Here is a 24,442-nt window from a genome sequence, read left to right as displayed (position 1 = left end):
GAAGGGGTTGGGGGGGGGGGGGTCTGGGGATGGGGAAGCGGCGCCCGACGCAACTCGCGCGTCGGGCGCCGCTTTCGGTGACCGGGATCTCGGTGGCCGGGACCGGGGTCCCGGTTGCCCGTCAGCCCGCGGCTGCGGGCGGGAGCGCCGGTTCGGGGCCGGGGAGCGGGGGCGGCTGCACGGGCGGCCACGGGTCGGGCTCCGGCGGCCCGGGCTCCGGGCGGGGCTCGGGCGGCACCGGGTCGGGTCCGCCCGGCGTCGGCGCCGGGCCTGGCAGCGGGCCGGGTCCGGGGCCGCCGGGGCCGGGCGCGGGGGTCGGGTTCGGCGGGACGGGGTCACTCGGACGGATCATCTCGGACACTCCTCCGACGGTTCCGACGGGTGGGGGCGGCGGGCAGCGGGAGGCCGACCGGTCAGCGGCGGCGCCGCAGCACCGCCCAGACGATCAGCACCCCCGCGGTCAGCCCCGCGCCCAGCAGGTACGGGCTGCGCCGGACGGGCCGCCCGGGCGCCGGCCAGTCCTGGAACGCCATCGGCGGCTCCCCGAACCGGGCCCGCTCGGCGGCCCGCCCGGCGGCCTGCTCAGCGGCGTGCCGGACCCGTCCCAGGCCGGCATCACCGGCGTGCACGGCCGCGGCCGTCACCCGGCCGACCGACTCGCGGGCCCGCTCCAGCAGCGAGTGGCCGTCGTCCGCGGGCACGTCCGCGGGCACGTCCGCGGGCGGGGTCGGCCCGACGCCCAGCAGGTCCTGGGCGGCCAGGGCGTCCCCGAGCAGCAGTTCCGGGTCGTCCGGTACGGGCGTGCCGAGCCCGGGGTGCGCGGCGCTGCCGCGGGCCTCGGGCCCGCCGAGCCGGTCGTCGTCTTCGGATTTCATCGCTACCAGCCTCCGGTCGGTGCGGGACGGTCTGACTCGGACGCGGCGCACGCTCACGCCGCGCCGCCCGCTCGCCTTGCCCGTGAACGACGCGGCAAACCCGGGTACCGCCGGTCCACCGGCGGTACCGGAGCCGCCGCCGCCCCTCGGTCCCGGGCCCGCGCCTGCCCTCGGCACGGCCGTGCACACCCGGACGGCCGCGGCACCGGCCCGCCCGGCGACGGGCGGTTCGATCCACCGCACCCGGGCAGACGACCCGGTATGGCGACTGTGCACGAGGAGATCGAACGCAAGTACGACGGCGCCGTGGACCGGCCGCTCACGGCGGCCGGGCTGTCCCACGTCGCGCGCCTGCGCGCCGGCGGAACCCTGAAGCTCGACGCCGTCTACTACGACACCCCCGACCTGCACCTGCTGCGCCGGGGCATCACCCTGCGCCGGCGGACGGGCGGACCCGATGCCGGCTGGCACCTGAAGACGCCGGGGCCCGACGGCAGCCGGACGGAGACCCGGCTGCCCCTCGGACCGGACGGCAGCCGCAACGGCGACGCCCGCCGGCTGCCCGCGGAGCTGGTCGCACGGACCCGCGCCGATGCCCGGGGCGAGCAGGTGGCCCCCGTCGCCCATCTGCGGACCAGACGTGACCTGACCCTGCTGGTCGACAAGCGCGACCGCACCCTGGCGGAACTGACCCGCGACACCGTCTCCGCGGAACTCCTCGGGGCTCCGGCCCGCTCCGACGGCCGTCCCGCCGGGCGGTCCACCACCACCTGGGTCGAGACCGAGGTCGAGCTGGCCGCCGGGGACCGCACGCTGCTCGACGAGATCGAGGCGCGACTGCTCCGGCGCGGGCTCCACCAGTCCTCGGCCGGGTCCAAACTCGGCCGCGCCCTGGCGGACCGCCTGGCGGCCACCCCGGCCCGCCCCGTACCGGGCCCGGCCGAACCGTCCGGCGGCGGCGCCCGGCCGGGGTCCGTCGGGGCGGCGCTCACCGACTGCCTGCGGGCCCAGGCCGCCGCGCTGCGCGAGCTCGACCCGGCCGTACGGATGGACGAGCCGGACTCCGTGCACCGGATGCGGGTGACCGTCCGGCGGCTGCGCAGTGCGCTGGCCGCGCACCGGCGGATCCTCGACCGGGCCCCGGCCGACCACCTCGACCGTGAACTCCGGCGGCTCGGCCGGGCGCTGGGCGGGGCCCGGGACGCCGAGGTGCTCGCCCAGCGTCTCGGCGAGCAGGCGGCGGAGCTGCCGCCCGCCGCCCACCCCGCCGCGGTCGGCGCGGAGATCCGCGTCCGGTTCGACGCCCGCTACCGGAAGGCACACCGGGCCGTTCTGCGGGTGATGGACGGGCGCCGCTACTACGCGCTGCTGGACGAACTCGAGCGGTTCGCCACCCGGCCGCCGCTGAACGGCCGGGCCGCGAAAGGCCGTTCGGAAGCCCGCCGGATGCTGCGCAAGCAGCGGCGGCGCACGGCCCGCCGGCTGCGGACCGCCCTCGCCCTGCCGCCCGGTTCGCGGCGGGACGGGGAACTCCACCGCGCCCGCAAGGCGGCCAAACGCGCCCGGTACGCGGCGGAGAGCGTCGGCTCACTCGTCGGCGGCCCCGCCGGCCGTACGGTCGACCGGATGAAGCGGATCCAGAGGCCGTTGGGGGCCCACCAGGACGGTGTGATGGGCGAGCGGGCACTCGCCGACCTCGCCGCGGCCACACCCCTGCCCGACGGCGCCGCGGTCTTCGGCCTCGGCGTCCTCTACGCCCGGCAGCGGCTGGACGCCCCGCGCCAGGTCGAGAAGGCGGCCGAGGCCGCCGACCGGCTCGGCCACTGACGGCGGGCCGTTCGGCCGTACCGCACCGGACCGACCGGGGCGGACGGGCGCTCAGCCCGAGGCCGGCCTGAGCAGGTCCTCGACCAGGGTGTCCACCAGGCCGCGGGGAATGCTCGCCCCCGTCAGGGCGCGGTAGACGATCGGGCCGACGAGCGCGTCGATCGTGGCGTCGGGCCCGAGCCTCGGCGCGACCTCCCCGGCCTCGACCGCCCGGGCGAGCATCTCGCGTTCCAGGCCGCGGCGGGGGTCGAGGTAGCGCCGGCGGAAGGTCTTCGCCGTGCCGGGGTCGTGCTGCGCCTGGGCGAGGAGCGCCAGGAGGACCTTGCCGGCGGGGTCGCGGGTGACGAACCGGGCGAACCCGCGGAGGTAGGCGCGGATGCCCTCCACACCGGACCCGTCCACCGGAACGGGGAGGCGCTTGTCGCTGTCCTCGATGAGCGTGTCGAGCAGGATCTCGGTCTTCGACGGCCACCAGCGGTAGATCGTCTGCTTGGCGACGCCGGCCCGGCGCGCGATGGCCTCGACGGTCAGGGCGCCGAAGCCGTGCTCGACCAGCAGGTCGTCGGCGGCGTGGAGCACGGCCAGCCGGGCGGCTTCGTCGCGCCGGCTGCCGGACCGCGCCCGCGGGGCCGGAGGGTTCGGGGCGGACATGCCGCACACCCTACCCGCCCCGACGGCCGGAACCGAACTGGACGCAACGTCTCGTCTAGACGAGACGTTGCGTCTAGTCTGGGGTTCCGCCGCGCGGCGAATCGCACGGCGGGTCCCCGCCATGCCTCCCCACAGCGAAGGAACGCCCATGTCCGTCCCCGTCACCCCGCACCGCCGCCGGGCGCTCGTCATCGGCGCCTCCCGAGGGCTGGGCCTCGTGCTCGCCGACGAACTCGCCCGCCGCGACTGGCAGGTCATCGCCACGACGCGCGGCGCCGGCAGCGAGCTGGACGCGGTGGCCCTCGCCCGGAACGGGCGCCTGACGATCGAATCCCTGGAGATGACCAGCCCCGACCAGCTGGCGGCGCTCCGCGGCCGGCTCGCCGGACACCGCCTCGACCTGCTCTTCGTCAACGCCGCGATCGACCGCGGGAACCTGCCGATCGGCGAGGTCCCGACCGAGATGTTCACCGAGGTGATGGTCACCAACGCGCTGAGCCCGATGCGCGCGCTGGAGGCGCTGCGCGGAGCCGTCGCACCCGGCGGGACAGTGGCGGTGATGTCCTCCGAGCAGGGCAGCATCTCGCTGAACACCGAGGACGGCTACGAGCTCTACAAGGCGAGCAAGGCCGCGCTCAACCAGCTGATGCGCAGCTACGCGACCCGCTACGCCGACGACGGGCGCACCAAGCTGCTCATCGACCCCGGCCACAACCGCACCGAACTCGGCGGCCCCGACGCGCCCCTCCTCCCCCGGCAGAGCATCCCGGCCGTCGTCGACGTCCTCGAGGCCCAGGCCGGCCTCCCCGGTCTGCGGTTCCTCGACCGCCACGGCGAGACCGTCCCGTGGTGACCGGGGGTGAGGCCTCCCGCGCCGGGACGCCTCACCACGGCCCGGGCCGCTCCGGTCCCGGGCCGTCGGACCCGTCCGCCCGCCGGGCGGCGGGTCCGGCACCGGCCCGGAGGGCGGCCTTGTGCACGGAGCCCAGCGCGACGAGCAGGAAGCCGATGTCGTCCAGCAGGACGGGGTCCGGCAGCAGGTCCACGGGACAGACCAGATAGGCGAGGGAGGCCCAGAACAGGACCTTCGTCGACATCGGGACACCGGACGAGCGCAGCAGTCGGCGGGCCCGGACCAGCCTGACCGCCAGGACGGCCGCGACGGCCAGGGAGGCGACGACGACCGCCCCGGCCAGCCACCAGAACACATCCGTACCGTCCACCCCGATCACCTTCCGTTCACCACCTCGCCTGCCCCGTGCCCGGCCGCCCAATCGCACCGGTCTGCCGATCTCCCCGACCGGCCGGTGGCCCGGGCCGGCGGGCCGTCGCCCGTTTGACCGCGTCCGGGTGGCGTAGGGCGGGCCTGGGCACAGGCTGGGTATCGGACCTGGCCGTTCGCATGCGCGCCGCCCGTCGAGGCGGCCGGCCGGCTCGTCCTTCCTTCGACTCGTCGTTCCACCGATCCAGGAGACCTGATGGTTCGCCCGCTGTCCCTTCCCGCGCCCAACGCCGGGACGGGCGTCATACCTGCCCCCGACCTCGACCTTCTCCCCGACCCTCCCGGCGCGAACCTGCTCCCTGCGATCCCGCCCGGCGAGGACCTCGCCGCCGCGCTGATGCACTCGGCCGCCTGCCGTCCGGTCGAGGAAGTCGCCGACCTGCTGGTCCAGTTGGAGCCGGACCGGACACCGACCCTGACCCCGGCCCTGCACCGGGCGCTGGCGGGCCGGCCGGTCGAGGAGCTGGTCCGGCTGCTCGCCCTGCTGCGGCCCCGGGACCGGGCCGGGGCGGATGCCATCCTGCGGACGGCGGTGCTGACCAGACCCCCGGACGAGGTGGCCGGCCTGACCGTCCTGCTGGCCGCGGAACCCGACAGCGGCATCCGGGCCGCGCTCTGCGACGCGGCGGCGCTGCGCCCGGTCGCCGACGTCGCCCATCTCGCCCAACTCCTGCAGCCCGTACCCGACGTGCTCCGGCCGACCGGTCCGGTCGAGCTGCCGGAGCCGTCCGGGCTGTGCGGGCCCTCGGCGCCGTTCGAGCCGTCCGCGCTGTCCGCCCCGGCCACGGCGGCACCGGCACCGGCCCCGTACGCCGGGCTCCCCGCCGGGTCCGCGGACGGGCGGGCGCCCGGGCGGGCGGCCGCGCCGCGGCCCGCGGTACGGGTCCGGGGCCACCGGACGCGCTCGCCGCTGCGGTGGCCGGCGGCCGTGGCGCTCCTGGCGACCGGGGCGCTCCATCTGCCGCTCGTGCTCCCGCACTGGGGCCAGAACCCGGTCGCGGACGCCGTGTTCACCGCCGTCGCGGCGCTGTGCCTGCTCCTCGCCGTCCTGCTCGTCCTCCGCGACGCGCCCTGGGTCTGGATCGCCGGAGCCGCCGTCGGCGGGTCCGCCATCACCGGCTACCTGATCTCCGGCAGCCTCGTCTTCCCGGACCTCGCCGACGATCTGACGCAGTGGCAGAGCTACCTGGTGCCCGCCGCGCTGGTCTGCGAAGCCGCCCTGGTGGCGCTGGCGCTCACGCATGCCGCCACCCGCCGCCGCAGGCGTCCGGCCGGCGGACCCGCGGCCCCGGTCGTCTGACCCGTCGCCGCCCGCGTCCGTGCGGACGGCCGGAGCCCGGGCCCCGCCCTCCGTGGCGGACCCGGGCTCCGGCCGTCGCGCGCAGGGTTCAGAGGCCGAGGTCGAGCAGGGCGTTGGCCACCACCTCGGTCGGTGCGGGGTGGATCCAGTACGGGGTCCCGGCCAGGGTGGGGATGTCGATGCCGAGGCTCATGGCCACCACCAGGGGCTGGATCAGGGCGGGCGCCTGCGGTCCGAGGAGGTGGGCGCCCAGCAGGCGGCGGGTGCCGGGGTCCGCGATCACCTTGCAGAATCCGGTGGTGTCCTCCGCCGCCCAGCCGTAGGCGGTGTCCGCGTAGCGGCGGGTGGCGGTCCGGTAGTCGAGGCCGCGCTCCCGGCACTCCTGCTCGGTGCGGCCGACCTGGGCGATCCGGGGCCGGGTGAAGACCGCGGCGGGCACGGCGTCGTGGCCGGCGGTGATGGGGTCGTCGGGGTGGAGCAGGTTGTGGGCGACCACCTGGGCCTCCCGGTTGGCCACGTGCTTCAGCGGGACGGGGGTGCAGACGTCGCCGAGCGCGAGGACGCCCTCGGCGGTGGTCCGCTGGTGGGCGTCGACCACGATCCGCCCGTCGTCCCGGAGCGCGACCGCGCCCCGGGCGGCGTCGATGGTGTCGCTGTTCGGGATCCGGCCGACCGCGACGAGCAGGGTGTCGGCCTCCACGGCGGAGCCGTCGTCCAGGTGCAGGCGCAGGCGGCCCGGTTCGCCGTCGAGCCGGGTGAGCGCGACCCCGGTGCGGACGTCGAACTGCGCGGCGGCGAGGCGGGTGTACGCCCGGGACACCGACTCGTCCTGGGCCGGGAGCAGGGTCGAGTGCTTCTCGATGACCGTGATCCGGCTGCCGGCCGCGTGGAAGACGTGGGCCAGCTCGGCGGCGACGTAGCCGCCGCCGAGGACGGCCAGGTGCCGCGGCGGCGTCCGGCGGCGCATCACCGTGTCCGAGGTCTCGTAGGGCAGAGCGCTGTCACGGACGGGCGGCGGGACCGCCGGGCGGCTGCCGACCGCCACGACGACCCGGTCGGCCCGGATCCGGACCTCGTCCCGGCCGGCCGTCACCACGAGGGTGCGCTCCGCGGTGAAGCGGGCCCGGCCGCGGTACACGGTGACGAAGTCCGAGGCGCGCCGGCCCTGTTCACCCTCGGCGGCGTCCCGGTCGAGGCGCCCGAACACGCGGTCGTGCACCTGCGGCCAGCGCAGGCCGTACAGGGCGGCGTCCACCCCGAAGCGGCCGGCCTCCCGGACGGTGTCCGCGACGTCCGCGGTGTGGGCGAGCATCTTGCTGGGGATGCAGCCCCGGTTCAGGCAGGTCCCGCCGAACGGTCCCTCGTCGACGATGGCGACGTCGAGGCCGCGGAAGCGGTCGTCGATCACCGCGTTGCCGGAACCCGCGCCCAGGACGACCAGATCATGGTGCCGCATGTCCGGAGGCTACCCCCGGGCGGCGCACGGACGCCGGAGCCAGCGGCTATCCTCGGGCCCATGTCGCACCCCGATGAGCTGCTCGTCGCAATCGCCTCGATGGTGGAGTCCGAGCACAGCAATCAGATGCCACTGACCGTCGTCGTCCCCGGCGCGGTCATCACCGGCCGGCTCGCCCCGGAGAGCGTGTGGCGGGAGCGGGTCGCGGAGGTCCTGGCCACCTCCGAGCACCTGAAACCGTTCGGCACCCTGTTCGCGGCCCCGGCCGACGGTACGGACGGCCCGGCCGGCACGCCCGGGCCGCGCACCGGGGAGATCACCCACCTCCACCTGCACCTCGCCAGGATCCTCCAGGGCAGCTTCGGCCTGCCGCACACCGGCGGCATGTACCGCATCGCCCTGGCGGAAGTGAGCAGTTGGACGGTGGGAGACCTCAGCTACTCCGACCAGTAGCACCCGACGAGAACCCGGCGAAGGCAGCCGGACGCCCCGCACCCGCCGAAATGAGCGTGTGCAGGGCACGCTTATTCCGGTACAGTTCCTGGCCGTACCTCGGGCAGCCGTCCACTCCGCCCGGTCAGTCATGCGGGGCACTCCCCGCGCATCCAAGGGAACCCCCGTGAACCGCACCGACATCCGCGCCGCCCTCACCGACCTGCTCCTCACCCCGGGGCTCGACCTCGACGAGGCCGCGGACCGGCACTTCGCCCCCGACTACCGTCAGCGCACCGACGGGCGCTGGGACGACCGGACCGGGTTCCTCACCCACATCGCCCACCTGCGGAAAGTGGTGGCCCACGGCACCGTCACCGTCCACGACGAACTCGTCGACGGCGACCGCTACGCGGACCGCCACACCGTCACGGTCACCAAGGTCGACGGGTCGACCGTCCGCATGGAGGTGTACCTGTTCGCCGAGTTCGCCCCCGACGGCCGCTTCCGCAGGGTCGAGGAGACCACCCTGATGCTCGAAGGCGCCGAAGGGGACCGCAACCTCGGCAGCGCCCGCTGACCTCCGGCGTCCGGGGACCGCCGCCCGTCGGCGACGGCCCCCGGACGCCGATCACTGCTCACCGGTCCGCCGCGCCTCACCGCTCTGCTGCTCGCCACTCGGCGGTCGCACCCCGCCCGCCGCGTCCCGGCCGGCGGAGGACGCCAGGCGGTCGGCGAGCCCGAGGACCAGCGCGCGCAGCTCGTCCGGCTGCTCGATCACGAACGGCCCGTCGATCGCGGCGAGCACCGCCGGGAGCCAGTCCAGCCGCTCGACCCGGAGCTCCACCCGGGACCACCCGGGAGACCCGCCGCCCGCGCCATCCGAAGGCCCGTCCGAAGGCCCGTCCGAAGGCCGGTCCGCGGGCCCGTCCGCAGAGCGGTCCGCGGGCCCTTCCACGGTCGCGACGCTGGCGGGGAGCCAGGTCCGGATCCGCTCGGGCGCCGCCGCGATCCGCAGCACCACGTGGTGCCGGTAGGCGGCCTCCGCGAACCCGGCCATGACCCGGGCCGCCGGGTCCGGTCCGGCGGGCGGCTCGAAGGTCCCCGGGCGTCCGCGCACCTCGGAGATCCGGTCCAGCCGGAAGGTCCGGTCCTCGCCGACGGCCGGGTCGGCCGCCGACACGTACCACCGGCCGGAGTGGACCACCAGCCCGTACGGATGGACCGTGCGCACGCTGCGCCGTCCGTCGGCGGCGGTGTAGCCGATCTCGACCGGTGTGCGGTGGCGGACGGCGTCCGCGAGCGCGAGCAGCACCGTGCTGTCCACGTCGGCACCGCGCGGTGCGGCGGTGAAGGCGAGCGAGCCGAGCACGGCGTCCAGCCGGTCCGCCGATCGCCGGGGAAGCACCCGGCGGACCTTGGCCAGGGCCGTCCCGGCCGCCGTGGCGGCCGCCCCCGGCTCTCCCCCCGGCCCTCCCGCCGGTCCGGTGACCAGCCCCAGCGCCACCGCCACGGCCTCGTCGTCGCTGAGCATCAGCGGGGGCATCCGGTACCCGGGGCCGAGCCGGTAGCCGCCGTACCGGCCGCGTACCGAGACCACCGGGACATCCAGCTCGATCAGGTGCGCGATGTAGCGCCGGACCGTGCGCTCGTCCACCTCCAGCCGGTCGGCGAGCTCTGCGAGGGTCCGCAGGCCGCCCGACTGGAGGAGTTCCAGCAGAGCGAGGACGCGGGAGGTCGGTTTGGACATACCGGGGATTCTCTCGCGAATACCGGGCGGATTCCGTCCGGTATCCGCTCTAGCGTGGTCCGTGTCGCCCACTCATTCGATCCAGGGAGCCACACCATGCACCTCATCTCCATCCGCGTCATCACCGAGGACGTCGCACGCCTCGTCGAGTTCTACGAACGCGTCACCGGGACGGCGGCCGTCTGGAGCACCGAGGACTTCGCCGAGATCACGCCGAGGTCGGAAGGGTCGGAAGGGTCGGATGGGCCGGAAGGGTCGGCGGCGACGGCGGGGACCGCGGGAGCGGCCACGCTGGCCATCGGCAGCACCCGGACCGTCCCGCTCTTCGCACCCGGCTCGGCCGAGGCCGCTGCCAACCGCAGCGCGATCCTCGAATTCCTGGTCGACGACGTCGACGCGCTCCACGCGGCGCTGGCGGGACAGGGCACGGAGTTCGTCAACGAGCCCACCACGATGCCCTGGGGCAACCGGTCGCTGCTGCTGCGTGACCCGGACGGCAACCTGGTCAACCTCTTCACCCCGGTCACCCCGGCCGCTCGGGCGAAGTTCGGTCGCTGAGACCGGAGCCGCCCGCCGCGGTGGACGGCACGCGGCGGGCGGTGGACGGCGGGCCGCGGACGGCGGGCCCCGGCGGCGGGGGTCAGCAGCCGGTGTTGTGCAGGCCGGGCGTCTCGAAGTTGCCCTGACCCTCGACCGCGAGGACGCCGTAGATGGTGCTGCAGCCCAGGTCCTGGTTCTTGAACTGGAACGTCTTGGTGTCGCCCTTCTTCATCGTGTAGGCGTTGCTGAGGTGCGTCGTGTTGCCCTTGCGGTAGCCGAACTTCACGGTGATCGCGGAGCCGCCGGTCTTCCCGTAGACGATGTTCACGGTGCGGCCGCCGTCGATGATGCCCACGCAGAGCGAGCCGTTGGACAGCGAGGTGCAGGACGGACCGGCGTTGCGGGCCGCGACGGCGGCCGGCTCGTCGGTGGCGGCCGAGGCCGGTACCGCCAGGGCCGCGACGGCGAGGAAGGACGCGGCGAGGACGGCGCCCGCCCGGGTGTGGTTGCGCATGGGAGATCCAGTCTCTGCAGGTGGCCGGGGTGATCGGCAGTCAGGTTACCCGACAGTACACGGAGCAACCAAGCTGGTGGCCCTATGAGATGACCATCAGTCAGCCTGCCGCCCGGTCCCGGGTGGACCCGGGCGGCGGCCCTGCCGAGGCCCGGTCGGCACCGTCCGGGTGGAGATCACCCAGAACGGCGTGGCCCGCCTCCTGAGCAGCGGGCACCCGCCCATGCCGGACACCCCCGTACACGCCCGGCCACTGCCTCGACCGTCGGCCCCGGCGCCCGCCCGGTCGGCCGACGCGCCTGGGGAGTTCAGCCGCCGGCCGGGCCGGGCTCGGCGTACGACAGCCAGTCGCGGAGGGGCGCGTCCGGCTCGTCCGGTCCGGCGGCCTCCTCCAGCGCGCGAATGGTCCGGGTGACCGGGGAGACCGAGAGCCGTACCGCCGTGCCGGGCGGGTACGCGGCGAGCGTGCGCGGGAGCGCCCAGGCGACCGTGCGGTCCGTGCCGCCCTCGTCCAGCGCGAGGTGGTGGGCACCGGTCCGGGTGCGGGCGGCCTCCACCCGCAGCACCTCGCCGGTCACCGTCCGGGCCGCCCGGCCGTCGGCCACGGCCAGCACCAGGTACAGCACGGTGAGCGCGCCGAGCACGGCCATGGCGACGGTCTCGCCGGGCAGCGGGCCCCGGTGGTCCAGCGCGTGCAGCAGCCATCCGTGGGTGCTCGCGAACTCGACGGCGCCGAGGAGCGGCAGCAGGAGCATCAGCCGGACGACGGTCAGCCGCCCGGCCACCGCGAGCGCGAGCAGCAGCAGGAACAGCCAGCCGCCGCCGATCAGCAGCGCGTCCTTGTTCTCGCCCGGAGCCGGGTTGGTCACCCAGTCCGCGGTGCGCACGTGGGCGAAGAGGGCGAGGCCGAGCGCGGCGCTCGCCGCCCCGGCCGCCACCCGCAGCAGCCGGCCCGGCGTCCCGCCGAACGCCGGCCGCAGCAGCGGGTAGCGCACCCGGACCTGGCGCCAGGTGCCGGTGTACGCGGACCACACCAGCCGGCGGTCGCCGGAGTCGAAGCCCAGCAGGCGGCCGGTGGTGCTGACCACGCCGAGCGCGGTGCCGTAGGCGAGGTAGCGGCCCCAGACGGCGACCGAGGCGGGCGGCAGCGCGGCGAACTCCTCGTGCGCCCGCAGCCAGGACTCCACGCCCGACCAGTGCCGGGCCCGGGCGAGGCCGGCCGGTGTGGACCGCTCGCCCCTGGCCAGCGCGAGCAGGGCCTGCACGGCGAGCGCCGGGACGGCGAAGGCGGCCAGGGCGCGCGGCGCGTCCACCCGGTGCTCGGCGGCGATGACCGCGAGGCCGAGCAGGATCCCCGGAACGGCCCCGACGCCCCGCAGCACGCCGGTCAGGCGGGCGGACAGGCGGGCCCGGGACAGGCCCTGGCGGCGGGCCGCCGCGATGATCTCGCCGCGCAGGGCGCGGTTCCACGCGGCCGCGGACCGCTCCCCGCGGAACGCGATCGCCCCGATCGGCGCGCCGGAGGCACCCGCCTGGCCCGCCACCCGGTCGAGGACCAGTTGCTCGTACGGCGTGAGCGGGCCCGACGGGCGGCGTCCCCGGTGGACGGTGCTGCCCGCGGGGTCGTTGCCGGGCTGGCGGAGTTCGATCAGCCCGCGTGCGGCGAGGTCGAGCAGGATGGCCGGCGCGGCGTTGCGCACCGACCGCCAGCGGTCGCCGAGGAGGCTGACCAGCGCCGGTGACTCGGGGTCGGCGCCCAGCTCCTGGGTGGCGGGGTCCGGTTCGACGGCGCCGTTGCGGGTCCTGAGCATCGCCACGGCGAAGGCCGGCAGCCACAGGGCGAACACCGCGGCGGCGGCCCACACCAGTTGGGTGCCGGTGAGCCAGTCGGGCAGCGGGCCCGACGGGGTGACCTCGGTCCACAGCGGAGGAGTGGTGCCGGCCATCAGATCGCGACCGCGTCGCCGGTGCGGACGGCGGCGTCCGTCTCGAAGTAGTCCTGGCGGACGTGCGCGCCGAAGCCGGCCACCAGGTTGGTGGGGAAGGTCTCCAGCGCGGTGTTGTAGCTCTGCACGGCGCTGTTGAAGAACTGCCGGGCGTAGGCGATCTTGTCCTCGGTGGCGACCAGTTCCGTCTGCAGCATCGCGAACCGGCGGTCCGCCTTGAGCTCCGGGTACGCCTCGCCCAGCGCGAGCAGCCGCCCGAGGCCGGCGCTCAGCGCGTTCTCCGCCTCCGCCCGCTCGGCGGCGCCGAGCGAGCCGGCGACGGCGGCGGCCCGGGCGGAGGTGACCGCCTCCAGGGCGCCGCGCTCGTGCTCGGCGTAACTCCTGGCCGTCTCCACCAGGTTGGGGATGAGGTCGTGCCGGCGGCGGAGCTGGACGTCGATCTGCGCCCAGGACGCCTGGGTCTGGTTGCGCAGCCGGACCAGCCGGTTGGAGGTCCGGACCAGTTGTCCGAGCGCCACCAGCGCCAGCACCAGTACCGCTATCCCCGCACCCACGATGACACCCATTGCGCTCTGCTCCGGACCTGTTCCTGCTCCACCGATCGGGCCGGTCGGCCGATCGAGGTGATCCTAGATCAGCTGTCGGACATTCCGGACCGGCATATCCGGCGGCCGGACGGCACTGAGGCCCCCGCCGCGGCCGGGCGGGGGCCTCACGGGTGACGGCAGGTCAGGCGCTCCGCTGCTCCTGCTCCGCCTGGGCGTTCCACTCGCGCTTGCCGGCCCGCCACGCCTCGTCGCTCTGGCCGAGCCGCCAGTACCCGGAGATCGAGAGCCGCTCGCGCGGCACACCGCGGTCCAGGCGCAGGTGGCGCCGCAGCTCCTTCACGAAGCCCGCCTCGCCGTGGACGAAGGCGCAGACCCCGCCGGGCGGGAACTCCAGGGCGGCGACCGCCTCCACCAGCGCCTCGCCCGTGGCGCGGCCGCCGCGGTGCAGCCAGCCGACCGCAACCCCGTCCGGGGTGACGATCTTCTGCTCCTCCGCGGCACCCTCGACCTCGACGAAGGCGTGGATGACCGCGCCCGCCGGCATCCGCTCCATCGCGGCGGCGATCGCGGGCAGCGCGCTCTCGTCCCCCACCAGCAGGTGCCAGTCGGCCGCCGGATCCGGTACGTAGCCGCCGCTCGAGCCGCCGAACCGCACGGTGTCGCCGACCTGCGCGGCCGCCGCCCACGGGCCGGCCAGCCCCTCGTCACCGTGCACCACGAAGTCGATGGTCAGCTCGCGCGCCGCCGCGTCCCAGGCCCGCACCGTGTACGTCCGCGACACCGGCCACTGCTCGCGCGGCAGCTCCTCCCGGATCCACCCCAGGTCCCAGGGCTCCGGGTAGGTCACACCCGGCGCCGCGAACAGCACCTTGACGTACTGGTCGGCGAACTCCGCCCCCTCGAACCCCTCGAGCCCCGCTCCCCCGAGCACCAGCCGCACCATGTGCGGGGTGATCCGCTCGGTGCGCAGCACCTGCGCCTCCCGCACCTGCGGCGCCCTCCGGGCCTGCTGCTCTGCCATTGGTCTCCCCCTGATCTCGCCCTGGTGACAACGCCGCAAACTAACACTCCGGCAGCGGAGACGCACTCCGGGCGGACCCCCGGCCGGTACTAGGTTGGGTGCATGACGAGCCTCGAGCACCCTCAGTTGTCCGGGCTGGGCCGCAATCCGGCGGCGCCGGAGGGTGCACTGGTGCGTCTGGCGGCGAGCGCGGCGGGGCGGCACGGGATCGCGCTGCGTCCCGGGGAGCTGGCGGACCCCGTGGTCGAGGCCCTCCTCACGCACGGCGGCGCCGACGCTGTGGCCACGCTGCGCCGCAACCGGCTCTCCCCGGCGATGCGCCGCCGGATCGCGGACCATCCCGATCCGGCGGTCCGCGACGCTTACCCGAACTTTGTCCGCGCTCTGGTGGGCTCCGGCGTGACGTTGAGCATCCTTGCCCTGGAGGAGGCCTACGGCCTGCTTCGGACCCCGCTCGCCGGGGCGCCGGATCCACTGCTGCGCGTCGCGGTCGCCCAGGCCTGGCACGACCGGCCTCCCGGTGTCCAGGCGGCAATGCTCGCCGACCCCGACCCCCGGGTGCGGGCTGCCGCCACCCTTCACAGCCGGCCGGGGATCCCGGTGGAATGGACGGACCGCTGTCTGGCCGATCCCGCCACGCGGACCAACGTGGCGGCCTATGCCCCGCTCAATCGGGGCCAGTTCGAACGGCTCCTGGCTTGTGGCGACGCGCAGGCCGTCCGGGCCGTCGCGGCCAACCCCCACCTGACGGCCGCCATGGTCGCGCGGCTGCTGGACCACACGGACCCGGGCGTGCAGGTCGCTGTGGCGCAGAGCCGCCACGTCGACCCCGCGACCCGGGCCCGGCTGTACGCGTCCCTGGAGGCCGCCCGCGCGGACGGGGTTCTTGCGGCAAAGGTGGCGCTGACCTGGGGTGCGTCCAGGCTGGACTGGCTGCGCGAGGCGCCGCTCGATGAGCGGATGACGTATCTGGACAGCCCGCACGCGCCGTTCCGGGAGGTACTGGCCTCCTGCCCCGACCTGCCGGAGGAGGCCTGGCAGCGGCTGGACGAGGACCCGGCGCTCGCGGTCCGCCGTACCGCCGCCCGGCGGCCGGGCGCGCCGCCGAAGGTCCTGGAACGTCTGCTGCGCGCCCACGGCGAGGAGGGCGGGGCCGGGCCGCACCTGGTCGAGCATCCCAACTTCCCCCGGCACCGGCTGCGCACGTTCGCCGACGAGCCCGGCCCGACCGTGCGCGGCCTCGCCCTGTACGATCCGCAACTTCCTGCCAGGGACCTGCGGCGGCTGGCCACCGAGCCCGCCCTGCGCCGCGGCGTCGCCCGGCATCCTGCGGTCCCGCAGGACCTGCTGGCGCAGCTGCTGGCCGATCAGGACCCCAAGGTGGCCGACGATGCCGCTGCCAACCCCGCGCTGGGGCCGGCCGGGATGGACCGGATCCTGTCCGCGGCCGGCCTGTGAGGTATCGCGGCGCGGTCAGGCGTAGCGGCTGAGGTCGTGGAAGAAGTCGGCGACCGGGGCGGCCAGGCCGCGCTGCAGGGCCTGGCGGTAGACGGTGACGCCGACGGCGAGGTCGAGGACGCCGAGGCCGAACGGGGAGAAGATCAGCGGGCGGTCGGCGGGCAGCTCGGCCTTGCCCTGGAGGACGTCGTACAGCGTGCCGGTGACGAAGTCGCGGTTGCCGGTAACCTGTTCGGCCAGGTGCGGGGAGGTGTCGGCCTTCAGGCAGTGGTCGATGTCGTCGACGATGTTGGTCGAGGCGAGGATGATCTCGGGTGAGAGGTCGCGCAGCGAGACGTGCAGCACGGTCGGGTTGTGGTCGAACCAGGCGGGCTCCTGGACGTGCGGGGCGCCGGCCGTGGTGGCGAAGACGATCAGGTCCGAGGAGCGGACGGCCTCCTCGGCGGTCGGTACCACGGTGATCCGCGCGGTGCGGCCCTGGTCGGTGAGGTAACCGGCGAAGGCGGTGGCGTACTGCTCGCTGGTGTCGAAGATGGTGACGGTGTCGAACTCCCAGCCGGTGCCGTGCAGGTACTTCTCGATGTACCGGGCGATCAGGCCGGTGCCGAAGAAGGTGATGCTGCGCGGGCGGTCGCGGTCGCGGTGCAGCTCGGCCGCCGCGAGCGCCGCGGAGGCGGCGGTGCGGGTCGCGCTGATGATGGAGCTCTCCAGGCAGGCGAACGGGTAGCCGGTCTCGTGGTCGTTGAGGATCAGCACGGCCGAGGCGCGCGGCAGCCCGGAGGCGATGTTGCCGGGGAAGCTGGAGATCCACTTGATGCCGTCGACGCCGAACTCGCCGCCCAGGGCGGCCGGCAGCGCGATGATCCGCGAGTCGGGGCGGTCCGGGAAGCGCAGGAAGTAGCTCGGCGGGTTGACGCTCTGCTGCTCGCCGTGGGCGAGGTAGGCGCGGCGCACGATGTCGACGATCCCGGCCGGGTCGCCGTCCAGGACCTCGTTGACGACGGCTCCGCCGATGACGGAGAACTGCGGTGCGGCAGAAATGATGGGCTCCAGGGTGGAAGTGACGGGTGGGGAGGGAGGTCAGTGCTCCGGGACCTCGGCGGGTGCCTCGGGTGCCGCGGGTGCGGCCGCCCGGCCGCGGACCGCCGACTCCCAGACGGTCGCCGTACCGGCGGCCAGCAGCGTGGCGCAGAACAGGCCGCTCTGGTACGGCAGGTGGTGCAGCGCCAGCGACAGCGCGCCCGCCAGCAGGCCGATCGCCACCGCCCGGAAGCTGGTGAAGCAGGAGGCGACCAGGCCGATGTAGGTGGCGTAGATGGCGAAGTCCAGGCCGAGGCCGTCCAGGCTGCCGAGGTCGCTGCCGAACAGCCAGCCGGCCAGCGAACTGCTCAGCCAGGCCGCGTACACGGCGACCGAGGCGGCCAGCACGTTCCAGTGCTGTTCGCCGGGACCGGGCTGCTCCCGGTAGCGCTTGGCGGCCAGCGCGTAGATGGCGTCCGTCATGCCGTAGGCGAGCACGGCCCGCCAGGCGGCGGACAGGTGCTTGATGGACGGCGAGAGGGCGGCCGAGTAGAACACGTGCCGGGCGTTGACCACCAGGGTGGTGAGCACCACCAGCGGCCAGGCGGCGCCGGAGGACAGCATGCCGACGCCGATCATCTGCGCCGAGCCGCCGTTGACCAGGGCGCTGAGCAGCATGGTCTCCAGCAGGCTCTGTCCGGACTGCTGCGCCACCGCCCCGAACAGCAGGCCGAACGGGACGGCGCCCACCACGATCGGGACGGACGCCAGCGCGCCGCTGCGCACCTCCGCCGATCGGGTCGTGGCGGTGACGGTGACGGTGGTCATCGACGTCCTTTCCGTGTCGTGGTGCGGGGTCCCGCCGGGCAGCGGGGGCCTCACTGGAAGAGCTTGGTGAGCGCGAACCCCGCGACCGCGCAGGCGAACACCAGGAAGAAGTTGTCCCGTTTGACCGCGCCGACCCCGAACCCGACCAGCGCGCCGACCAGGTAGGGCGTCAGCCAGCTCGGCCCGCGTTCGGCGGGCGGCGCGAGCAGCACCGACGGCACGATGATCGCCATCAGCACGGCCGGCATGACGTACGGCAGCGCCTGTTCGATCCTGGGCGAGATCTTCTCCGGTTTCAGCGGTCCGAAGAAGCTGAAGCGCAGCGCGAAGGTCACCGCGCCCATCAGCACGATGGTCAGGATGTTCACGTCGGGTTCTCCTTCGTTCGGGGCGCCGCCCGGCGGCCGGCCGTCGGTGCAGGCGGCCGGCCGTCGGTGGTGGTGGCCGGCCGTCAGCGTTCGGCGGCAGGCACCGCAGGCACGGCAGGCACGGCCGGTCGGCCGCCCAGGCTCTCGCGGACCAGCCCGGCGATCAACTCCGGCCTGGTGGTGTTGAGGTAGTGGCCGCCGTGGCCGGTCACCACGATCCGGGCCTGCGGGTCGACGGCCCGCCAGGTGTCGGCGGCGTCCGGGCGGCCGCCGGTCAGCGGGTCGTCGGTGGCGATCACGGCGGTCACCGGGCAGTCGAGCGGCTGCTCGGCCAGCGCCGTCAGCGCCTGGTGGAAGCCGCGGGTGGCCTCCACCGTGTCGTAGCGGAACGCGCCCGCCAGGTCGGCCCGTTCGGCGGCGGAGAAGCCGTCCACCTCGGTCAGGCCGGTGTTGTCGGCCAGCCACTGCAGCACCTGCTGCTCCGACATGCCGAGCACCTCGTTGGCGGTGTGGTCGGCGGGGTCCGCCGAGCGGAGCACCTTGGAGAGCACCAGCAGGCCCCGGACGTCCGTGCCGCGCCGGCGCAGCGCCGTCACCAGCAGCAGGCCGAGCGCCGATCCGGCGCAGTGGCCGAGGACGGTGACCGGCCCGGCGGCGCGGGCGGCGACCGCGTCGGCGAGCTCCTCGGCGAGGTGCTCGACCGGGCGGTGCGGGCGGGGGTCGGCGGCGGTGCGCCCGGGCAGCTCGGCGCCGAGCACCCGGACCGCCTCGCCGCCGGCCGCCAGTTCCCGGGCCAGCGGCACGTAGCTGACCGCGCCGCCGCCCGCGAAGGGCAGGCAGACCACGGTGGCCGCGGCCCCGGGCGCGTCCGCGCCGGCCGTCTCGGTGAGGTCGACCAGCAGCTCCCGGGGGCCGGCCGCGGCCTCGGCCAGGCTCGCGGCGAGCCCTCGCGGGGTCGGGCGGGCCAGCAGGGTGCGCAGGCCGATCCGGCCGTCGGAGAGCGCGGCGACCTTCATCGCGGCGATCGAGTGGCCGCCCAGGTCGAAGAAGTTGTCGGTGACCGACACCTGCTGCGCGGTCAGTCCGAGGACCCGGCCGAAGAGGTCGCAGACCAGGCGCTCCTCGTCGGTGGCGGGCGGCTCGTACGCCCGGCCGGTCACTGCGACCTCCAGCCGCTCCAGCGCCCGGCGGTCGGTCTTGCCGTTCGGGGTGAGCGGGAACTCCTCCAGGCGGACCAGGACCTCGGGGTGCATGTAGCCGGGCAGGGTGGCGGCCAGGCCGCGCCGGAAGGCCTCCAGGTCGGGGGCGGCGGTGCCGGTGTAGTACGCCACCAGCCGCTTCTCGCCGGCCAGTTCGCGGGCCAGGGTGAGCGCGCCGTCGACCCCGGGCAGCCGCTCCAGGGCGCCGTCGATCTCGGAGAGCTCGATCCGGTAGCCGCGGACCTTGACCTGGTGGTCGTTGCGGCCGGCGCAGTCGAGGATGCCGTCGGGCAGCCAGCGGCCGACGTCGCCGGTCCGGTACAGCAGCGTGGAGCGGTCGTCGAGGGTGTTGGGCCGGAACACCGCGGCCGTGCGGTCGGGGTCGTTGACGTAGCCGAGGCCGACGCCCGCGCCGGTCACGCAGATCTCGCCGAAGCTGCCGAGCGGGCGCAGCGCGTCGTCGGGGCCGACCACGTGGATGCCGGTGTTGAGCACCGGCCGGCCGACCGGCACCCGGACGCCGTCCAGCGCGGACTCGATCCGGTGGTGCGTCACGTCGTCCGAGGCCTCGGTCGGCCCGTACGCGTTGACCAGCGGGATCGCCGGGTACTGGGCGAACCAGCGGCGGGTGAGCGCGGGCGGCAGCGGTTCGCCGGTGACCAGGTTGACCCGCAGCCGGGGCAGCGGGGCGGGGCGCTGGGCGGTCTCGGTGAGCACCGCGTCCAGGTAGGAGGGGACCACCTCCAGCACGGTGATGCCGTCCTCGGCGAGGCCGTGCAGGAACGCCGGGATGTCGACCACGGCGTCCTGGCCGTAGACCACGGTGGCGCCGCCCGTGGTCCAGGCGACCAGCAGCTGCCAGACCGAGATGTCGAAGCACTGGGTGGCGAGCTGGGCGACCCGGTCGTCCGGGGTGAGGTCGAGGTCGACCACCTTGGCCAGCAGGTGGTTGAGCATGCCCAGGTGGCGGATGAGGGCGCCCTTGGGTTCGCCGGTGGAGCCCGAGGTGAAGATCAGGTACGCCGGGTCGTCCGGTCCGGGCCGCGGTCCGCCGCCGTCGGCCGGCTCGAAGCGTTCGGCGTCCTGCGGGAGGAGCAGGTCGGGTTCGGCGCCGGCCGCGGCGAGGGCCGCCCGCAGCCGGTCGGCGTCGGCGGCGTCGGCGACCAGGTGGCGGGAGCCGCTGCGCCGCAGGACGGCCGCGATCCGGTCGGCGGGGTGGTCGGGGTCCTGCGGGAGGTAGACGGCGCCGAGCTTGAGCAGGGCGAGGACGGTCACCGCCCACGGCGCGCCGCGGGTGAGCACGGTGGTGACCACGTCGCCGGCGCGGACCCCGCGGCTGCGGTAGTGGGCGGCGGTGCGTTCGGCGGCGAGGTCGAGTTCGGCGTAGCTGAGCTGCTGTCCTTCGTGGACCAGCGCGAGCCGGTCGGGGGTCCGGTCGACGTGCTGGGCGAAGCGGTCCAGGAAGGTGCCCTCGGGCAGCTGGTACGCGGGCCCGCCGAAGCCGCGCAGTTCGGCCTCCTCGGCCTCGCCGAGCAGGGCGGCCGGTTCGCGGGGCGCGTCGGCGTCGGCGGTCAGCGCGGTGAGGGCGCGCCGGTAGTGGCCGCCGATCCGGGTGATCTGGTCGGTGCCGAAGGCGTTGGCGTGGAAGTGGATGCTGAGCTGCACCTCGTCGGTGACCGCGTCCTGGGAGAACTCGGCGCGGAACGGGAACTCGGTCTGGGCGTTCACCACCGAGCGGACCAGGCCGAAGCCGTCCCGCTCGGTAAGGCTCTTCAGCACGTGGAAGTGGGTGAAGTTGAAGACCGTCTCGAACAGCGGCTCGCGGCTGCCGACGGCGCGCTTGATCTCGGCCATCGGGTAGCGGCGGTGCGGCAGCATCGCGGTCTCGGCCCGGTAGACGGCGTGGACCAGGTCGGCCCAGCTACCGGGGGCGAGCGCGGTCCGGAACGGCACCGAGTTGAGGAACAGGCCCGGGATGTTCTCGCCGCCCTCGACCTCGGGGCGCCCGGAGTGCTCGTAGCCGGTCAGGACGTCGTCGGTGCCGGCCACGAAGCCGAGGACGGCGGTGTGCGCGGCGAGCAGCAGCGACTTGACCGGCACGCGCAGGGCGGCCGCGGTGGCGACGACGGCCGCGGACAGCCCGGCGGGCAGCTCGACGTCGTGGATCACCACCTCGGGGACCTCGGCGGCGGAGTCGGCGGCGTAGCGCGGCAGGGCGGTGCTCTGGGCGCCGTCCATCAGGGTCAGCCAGAAGGCGCGCTGGTCGGGTGAGTCGACGGCCTGCCGTTCCAGTGCGACGAAGTCGCGGTAGGACAGCCGGGTGTCGGCGGCGGGCAGGTCGCGGCCGTCGAGCAGTGCGAAGTAGGTGCTGAACAGGTCGCGGTGGATCGTGTTGACGCTCCAGCCGTCGAGGGCGGCGTCGTGGTAGCTCAGCGAGTACTGGTAGTCCGCCTCGCCGAGCAGGTGCAGGTGCACCCGGACCAGGTCGGGGGTGCCGTAGCGGAAGCCGTCGCGCAGTTCGTGTTCGGCGAACCGGGCGAGTTCCTGCTCCTGGCGGCCGGCCGGGTGGTCGCGCAGGTCGGTCACGGTGAGCGGCAGGGGCGCGTCGCCGTGCACCACCTGGACCGGTTCGGCGAAGCCGGAGAGGTGGAAGGAGGTGCGGAACACGGCGTGCCGGCGGGCGACCTCGGCGACCGCGCGGGCGAAGGTGTCGACGTCCACCCGGTCGGCGATCCGGTAGCTGAGGATGTCGTGGTAGAGGCCGTCGCTGTCGCTGCGGGCGGCCTCGAAGATCAGGCCGACCTGCAGCCGGGACATCGGGTAGGCGTCCTCGGCGCCGGCCGGCAGCCGGTCCCGGTCGGCGGCGGCCAGCAGTGCGAACGGTTCGGCGGCGGCTGCGGGGGCGGCGGCCGGGTCCTCGGCGGTGGCGTGGCCGGCCAGTTCGCCGACGGTGGGGTGGGCGAACAGCTGCTGGAAGGTGAAGCGCAGCCCGGCAGCCCTGGCCCGGGCCAGCACGGCGATGAAGGTGATCGAGTCCCCGCCGAGTGCGAAGAAGTTGTCGTGCACGCCGACCTGTTCGACGCCCAGCACGTCGGCCCAGATCCCGGCGAGCGTGTGCTCCTCGGCGGTGCGCGGCGCGACGTGCTCGGCGGCCACCGCGGCGGCGGGCCGCGGCAGCGCGCCGAGGTCGCGCTTGCCGTTGTGGTTGGTCGGGATGGCCGCGACCTCGACCAGGTGCGGTGGGACCATGTACGAGGGCAGGTCGGCCGCGAGCGCCTCGCGCAGCCGGGCCTCGGTGTAGCCGGGTCCGGGGACCACGTAGCCGACCAGGGCGCGGTTCCCGGCCTCGTCGGCCACCGTGGTGACGGCGACGTCGGCGACGCCGGGGCAGGCGGCGGCGGTGTGCTCGATCTCGCCGAGTTCGATCCGGTAGCCGCGGATCTTGACCTGGGTGTCGATCCGCCCGAGGTACTCGATGGTGCCGTCGGGCAGCCAGCGGGCCAGGTCGCCGGTGCGGTAGAGCCGCCCGGCCGGTTCGAAGGGGTTGCGGACGAACCGCTCCTCGGTCAGTTCGGGTGCGCCGAGGTAGCCGCGGGCCAGGCCGGTCCCGGCGATGCACAGCTCGCCGGGGGTGCCGATCGGCGCCAACTCGCCCGACCTGGTCCGGATGTAGAGCCGGATGTTGTCGATCGGGCGGCCGATCGGGACGGACCGGGTGGTGTCGACGCCGGTGCAGGGCTGGCAGGTCACATCGACGGCGGCCTCGGTCGGGCCGTACAGGTTGACCAGTTCGGCGCGGCCGCCGAGCTCCCGGGCGAACTGTTCGGTGTGGCCGACGGCGAGCGCCTCGCCGCTGGCGAAGACCGTTCGCAGGGTGGCCAGTCGGGCGCTGCGGCCGGTGGCGGCGGCGTACTGCAGGAAGGCGCCGAGCATCGACGGTACGAAGTGCGCGGTGGTGACGGCGGCTTCGGCGATCCGCTCGGCGATCTTCTCCGGGTCGCGTTCGTCGCCGCCGGGGAGGGTGACGACGGCGGCGCCGGCCAGCGACCACCAGAAGATCTCCCACACCGACACGTCGAAGGTGAACGGCGTCTTGTGCAGGATGACGTCGTCGGCGGTGAGCGGGTAGGCGCGCTGCATCCACCAGAGCCGGTTGACGATCGCCCGGTGTTCGACCATGACGCCCTTGGGACGGCCGGTGGAGCCGGAGGTGTAGATCACGTAGGCGAGGTCCCCGGGGCCGCTGACCGCGGGCAGGTCGGCGGGGTCGGCCGCGGCGGCGGCGGGGTCGGCCACGTCGAGCACGGCCCGGCCGGTGACCGCGTGCGCGGTCTCCTCGGCGACCAGGACCAGCGGGGTGCCGCTGTGGTCGAGGATGTAGTCGATCCGGCCCTGCGGCAGGGTCGGGTCGATCGGGAGGTAGGCGCCGCCGGCCTTGAGCACGGCGTAGACCGCGACCAGCATCCGCGGGGAGCGCGGGACGCAGACGCCGACCACGTCGCCGGCGCCGATGCCGCGCTCGCGCAGCACCCGGGCGAGGCGGTTGGCGGCGGCGTTCAGCTCGGCGTAGCTGGTGCCGTCGTCGGCGACCGCGACGGCGTCGGGGGTGGCGGCGGCCCGTTCCTCCAGGAAGCGGTGGAGGGTCCGGTCGGCCGGGAAGTCGGCCTCGGTGGCGTTGAACTCCCCCGCGATCAGGGCGCGTTCGGTGTCGGTCGGGGACAGCAGCGGGGTCAGCAGCTGCGCGGTGTCCTTGAGCAGCGCGCCGCACAGCTCCGCGCAGGAGTCGGCCAGCCGCCGGGCGGTCGCCTCGGTGAACAGCCTTGCGTCGTAGCGGAGTTCGATCAGGCCGGCGCCGCCCTCCGGGCCCGGCCGCAGGTCGAACAGCAGCGGGCAGCCCCGGGCGTCGGCGTCCTGCTCGGTGAGGTCGCCGTCGACGGCGAGCATCAGGTCGCCGGGCCGGGTGCCGTCGCGGTCCAGCAGGGCGGACAGCGGGACGTCGAGGTGGTCCAGGGCCGCCAGGTAGGCGCCGCGCAGCGCGCCGAGCAGGTCGCGTCCGGTGGTCGTGTCCTGGAGTGCGACGCCGACCGGGACGGTGCGCGTGGCGCCCGGGTGGGCGGCGCCGGGAACCGGCAGGAAGACGGTCACCCGGTCGCGGTCGGCGGCCCGGGCCGCCAGCAGTGCGAGGACCGCGCCGCCGACCACCCGGAGCAGCAGCGGGTCGCCGTTGGTCAGCGCGCGGGCGGCGGCCACGGTCTGCGGCGCCAGCGGGGCGGTGGCGAGCGGGCGGGGGCCGGTGTGCTTGCGCAGGTGGTCGCGGACCAGGGCGGTCGGTTCGGCCCAGTCGGCCAGGTGCTGCTGCCAGAAGGCCGCCTGCTGCGGGAAGTCCCGCAGGGCGAGCTGGAGTTCGAGGGCGTTGCTCACGAGGTG

Annotated in this window: 20 protein-coding genes and 1 pseudogene; 8 read left to right on the top strand and 13 right to left on the bottom strand. The window is 75.2% G+C overall.

Going from position 1 to position 24,442, the window contains the following annotated elements:
• Positions 1-413: 413 nt before the first annotated feature.
• Positions 414-875 (bottom strand): hypothetical protein, encoded by a 462-nt coding sequence (locus tag AC2TEW_RS06675; RefSeq protein WP_484622383.1) that lies wholly within the window; start codon positions 873-875, stop codon positions 414-416.
• Between the two features lie 261 nt (positions 876-1,136).
• Between AC2TEW_RS06675 and AC2TEW_RS06670 the strand changes: the two genes are divergently transcribed.
• Positions 1,137-2,702, top strand: coding sequence for a CYTH and CHAD domain-containing protein (locus tag AC2TEW_RS06670; protein WP_484622382.1), 1,566 nt, complete (start codon positions 1,137-1,139; stop codon positions 2,700-2,702).
• Between the two features lie 51 nt (positions 2,703-2,753).
• On the opposite strand, the gene AC2TEW_RS06665 is transcribed toward AC2TEW_RS06670, so the two are convergent.
• Positions 2,754-3,353 carry a TetR/AcrR family transcriptional regulator gene (locus AC2TEW_RS06665; protein ID WP_484622381.1) on the bottom strand — a complete coding sequence of 200 codons (600 nt, stop codon included), beginning with the start codon at positions 3,351-3,353 and terminating at the stop codon, positions 2,754-2,756.
• 148 nt (positions 3,354-3,501) lie between these two features.
• On the opposite strand from AC2TEW_RS06665, the gene AC2TEW_RS06660 reads away from it, so the two are divergent.
• Complete coding sequence (locus AC2TEW_RS06660) at positions 3,502-4,206, top strand: SDR family NAD(P)-dependent oxidoreductase (protein WP_484622380.1); 705 nt, start codon at positions 3,502-3,504, stop codon at positions 4,204-4,206.
• 31 nt (positions 4,207-4,237) lie between these two features.
• Here the strand turns inward: AC2TEW_RS06660 and AC2TEW_RS06655 are convergent, their stop codons facing one another.
• Complete coding sequence (locus tag AC2TEW_RS06655) at positions 4,238-4,576, bottom strand: DUF1232 domain-containing protein (RefSeq protein ID WP_484622379.1); 339 nt, start codon at positions 4,574-4,576, stop codon at positions 4,238-4,240.
• Positions 4,577-4,831: 255 nt separating this feature from the next.
• Between AC2TEW_RS06655 and AC2TEW_RS06650 the strand changes: the two genes are divergently transcribed.
• Complete coding sequence (locus AC2TEW_RS06650) at positions 4,832-5,935, top strand: hypothetical protein (RefSeq protein WP_484622378.1); 1,104 nt, start codon at positions 4,832-4,834, stop codon at positions 5,933-5,935.
• Between the two features lie 88 nt (positions 5,936-6,023).
• Here AC2TEW_RS06650 and AC2TEW_RS06645 read toward each other — a convergent pair whose 3' ends face one another.
• The gene (locus AC2TEW_RS06645) at positions 6,024-7,391 is read right to left on the bottom strand and encodes a mycothione reductase (protein WP_484622377.1); all 1,368 of its coding nucleotides are present in this window, start codon (positions 7,389-7,391) and stop codon (positions 6,024-6,026) included.
• Positions 7,392-7,451: 60 nt separating this feature from the next.
• Between AC2TEW_RS06645 and AC2TEW_RS06640 the strand changes: the two genes are divergently transcribed.
• Together AC2TEW_RS06640 and AC2TEW_RS06635 are read left to right on the top strand one after the other, a co-directional pair.
• Entirely contained in the window at positions 7,452-7,844 is a 393-nt protein-coding gene (locus AC2TEW_RS06640) for a GvpU-like protein (RefSeq protein ID WP_484622376.1), read from the top strand.
• A 166-nt stretch (positions 7,845-8,010) separates the two neighbouring features.
• Positions 8,011-8,403, top strand: a complete 393-nt coding sequence (locus AC2TEW_RS06635; protein ID WP_033826019.1) for a nuclear transport factor 2 family protein — start codon at positions 8,011-8,013, stop codon at positions 8,401-8,403.
• A 51-nt stretch (positions 8,404-8,454) separates the two neighbouring features.
• Here AC2TEW_RS06635 and AC2TEW_RS06630 read toward each other — a convergent pair whose 3' ends face one another.
• Positions 8,455-9,573 (bottom strand): helix-turn-helix transcriptional regulator, encoded by a 1,119-nt coding sequence (locus AC2TEW_RS06630; protein ID WP_484622375.1) that lies wholly within the window; start codon positions 9,571-9,573, stop codon positions 8,455-8,457.
• A gap of 96 nt (positions 9,574-9,669) precedes the next feature.
• Here AC2TEW_RS06630 and AC2TEW_RS06625 point away from each other — a divergent pair, with 96 nt between their 5' ends.
• Positions 9,670-10,131, top strand: coding sequence for a VOC family protein (locus AC2TEW_RS06625; RefSeq protein ID WP_484622374.1), 462 nt, complete (start codon positions 9,670-9,672; stop codon positions 10,129-10,131).
• 82 nt (positions 10,132-10,213) lie between these two features.
• Here the strand turns inward: AC2TEW_RS06625 and AC2TEW_RS06620 are convergent, their stop codons facing one another.
• Entirely contained in the window at positions 10,214-10,627 is a 414-nt protein-coding gene (locus tag AC2TEW_RS06620; protein WP_484622373.1) for a hypothetical protein, read from the bottom strand.
• Positions 10,628-10,790: 163 nt separating this feature from the next.
• Between AC2TEW_RS06620 and AC2TEW_RS06615 the strand changes: the two are divergent.
• Positions 10,791-11,042, top strand: a pseudogene (locus tag AC2TEW_RS06615) (hypothetical protein); the annotation flags it as partial.
• Here AC2TEW_RS06615 and AC2TEW_RS06610 read toward each other — a convergent pair.
• From AC2TEW_RS06610 to AC2TEW_RS06600, 3 genes are all read right to left on the bottom strand, one after another.
• Positions 10,936-12,573: a DUF2207 family protein gene (locus AC2TEW_RS06610; RefSeq protein WP_484622372.1), complete on the bottom strand. Its 1,638-nt coding sequence runs from the start codon at positions 12,571-12,573 to the stop codon at positions 10,936-10,938. The pseudogene AC2TEW_RS06615 and the gene AC2TEW_RS06610 overlap by 107 nt on opposite strands.
• Positions 12,573-13,139: a LemA family protein gene (locus AC2TEW_RS06605; protein WP_484622371.1), complete on the bottom strand. Its 567-nt coding sequence runs from the start codon at positions 13,137-13,139 to the stop codon at positions 12,573-12,575. The genes AC2TEW_RS06610 and AC2TEW_RS06605 overlap by 1 nt, the downstream gene beginning before the upstream one ends.
• A 163-nt stretch (positions 13,140-13,302) precedes the next feature.
• Entirely contained in the window at positions 13,303-14,142 is an 840-nt protein-coding gene (locus AC2TEW_RS06600; protein WP_484622370.1) for a siderophore-interacting protein, read from the bottom strand.
• Between the two features lie 102 nt (positions 14,143-14,244).
• On the opposite strand from AC2TEW_RS06600, the gene AC2TEW_RS06595 reads away from it, so the two are divergent.
• Entirely contained in the window at positions 14,245-15,600 is a 1,356-nt protein-coding gene (locus AC2TEW_RS06595; RefSeq protein ID WP_484622369.1) for a hypothetical protein, read from the top strand.
• Between the two features lie 15 nt (positions 15,601-15,615).
• Here the strand turns inward: AC2TEW_RS06595 and sbnB are convergent, their stop codons facing one another.
• From sbnB to AC2TEW_RS06575, 4 genes are all read right to left on the bottom strand, one after another.
• Complete coding sequence (sbnB, locus tag AC2TEW_RS06590; protein ID WP_484622404.1) at positions 15,616-16,653, bottom strand: 2,3-diaminopropionate biosynthesis protein SbnB; 1,038 nt, start codon at positions 16,651-16,653, stop codon at positions 15,616-15,618.
• A gap of 27 nt (positions 16,654-16,680) precedes the next feature.
• Entirely contained in the window at positions 16,681-17,448 is a 768-nt protein-coding gene (locus AC2TEW_RS06585) for an AzlC family ABC transporter permease (protein ID WP_484622368.1), read from the bottom strand.
• Between the two features lie 50 nt (positions 17,449-17,498).
• On the bottom strand, positions 17,499-17,816 hold the full coding sequence (locus AC2TEW_RS06580) for an AzlD domain-containing protein (protein ID WP_484622367.1): 318 nt from the start codon (positions 17,814-17,816) through the stop codon (positions 17,499-17,501).
• An 83-nt stretch (positions 17,817-17,899) separates the two neighbouring features.
• On the bottom strand, positions 17,900-24,436 hold the full coding sequence (locus AC2TEW_RS06575) for a non-ribosomal peptide synthetase (protein ID WP_484622366.1): 6,537 nt from the start codon (positions 24,434-24,436) through the stop codon (positions 17,900-17,902).
• Positions 24,437-24,442: the final 6 nt, after the last annotated feature.

The sequence above is a fragment of the Kitasatospora sp. NEAU-CNBT7 genome (assembly GCF_057220535.1).
This window is presented reverse-complemented; position numbering and strand designations above follow the sequence as displayed.

Coding starts and splice junctions, on each gene's coding strand:
- AC2TEW_RS06675 (WP_484622383.1), bottom strand. CDS start 875: ATGAAATCCGAAGACGACGACCGGCTCGGCGGGCCCGAGGCCCGCGGC.
- AC2TEW_RS06670 (WP_484622382.1), top strand. CDS start 1,137: ATGGCGACTGTGCACGAGGAGATCGAACGCAAGTACGACGGCGCCGTG.
- AC2TEW_RS06665 (WP_484622381.1), bottom strand. CDS start 3,353: ATGTCCGCCCCGAACCCTCCGGCCCCGCGGGCGCGGTCCGGCAGCCGG.
- AC2TEW_RS06660 (WP_484622380.1), top strand. CDS start 3,502: ATGTCCGTCCCCGTCACCCCGCACCGCCGCCGGGCGCTCGTCATCGGC.
- AC2TEW_RS06650 (WP_484622378.1), top strand. CDS start 4,832: ATGGTTCGCCCGCTGTCCCTTCCCGCGCCCAACGCCGGGACGGGCGTC.
- AC2TEW_RS06645 (WP_484622377.1), bottom strand. CDS start 7,391: ATGCGGCACCATGATCTGGTCGTCCTGGGCGCGGGTTCCGGCAACGCG.
- AC2TEW_RS06640 (WP_484622376.1), top strand. CDS start 7,452: ATGTCGCACCCCGATGAGCTGCTCGTCGCAATCGCCTCGATGGTGGAG.
- AC2TEW_RS06630 (WP_484622375.1), bottom strand. CDS start 9,573: ATGTCCAAACCGACCTCCCGCGTCCTCGCTCTGCTGGAACTCCTCCAG.
- AC2TEW_RS06625 (WP_484622374.1), top strand. CDS start 9,670: ATGCACCTCATCTCCATCCGCGTCATCACCGAGGACGTCGCACGCCTC.
- AC2TEW_RS06620 (WP_484622373.1), bottom strand. CDS start 10,627: ATGCGCAACCACACCCGGGCGGGCGCCGTCCTCGCCGCGTCCTTCCTC.
- AC2TEW_RS06610 (WP_484622372.1), bottom strand. CDS start 12,573: ATGGCCGGCACCACTCCTCCGCTGTGGACCGAGGTCACCCCGTCGGGC.
- AC2TEW_RS06605 (WP_484622371.1), bottom strand. CDS start 13,139: ATGGGTGTCATCGTGGGTGCGGGGATAGCGGTACTGGTGCTGGCGCTG.
- AC2TEW_RS06600 (WP_484622370.1), bottom strand. CDS start 14,142: ATGGCAGAGCAGCAGGCCCGGAGGGCGCCGCAGGTGCGGGAGGCGCAG.
- AC2TEW_RS06595 (WP_484622369.1), top strand. CDS start 14,245: ATGACGAGCCTCGAGCACCCTCAGTTGTCCGGGCTGGGCCGCAATCCG.
- AC2TEW_RS06585 (WP_484622368.1), bottom strand. CDS start 17,448: ATGACCACCGTCACCGTCACCGCCACGACCCGATCGGCGGAGGTGCGC.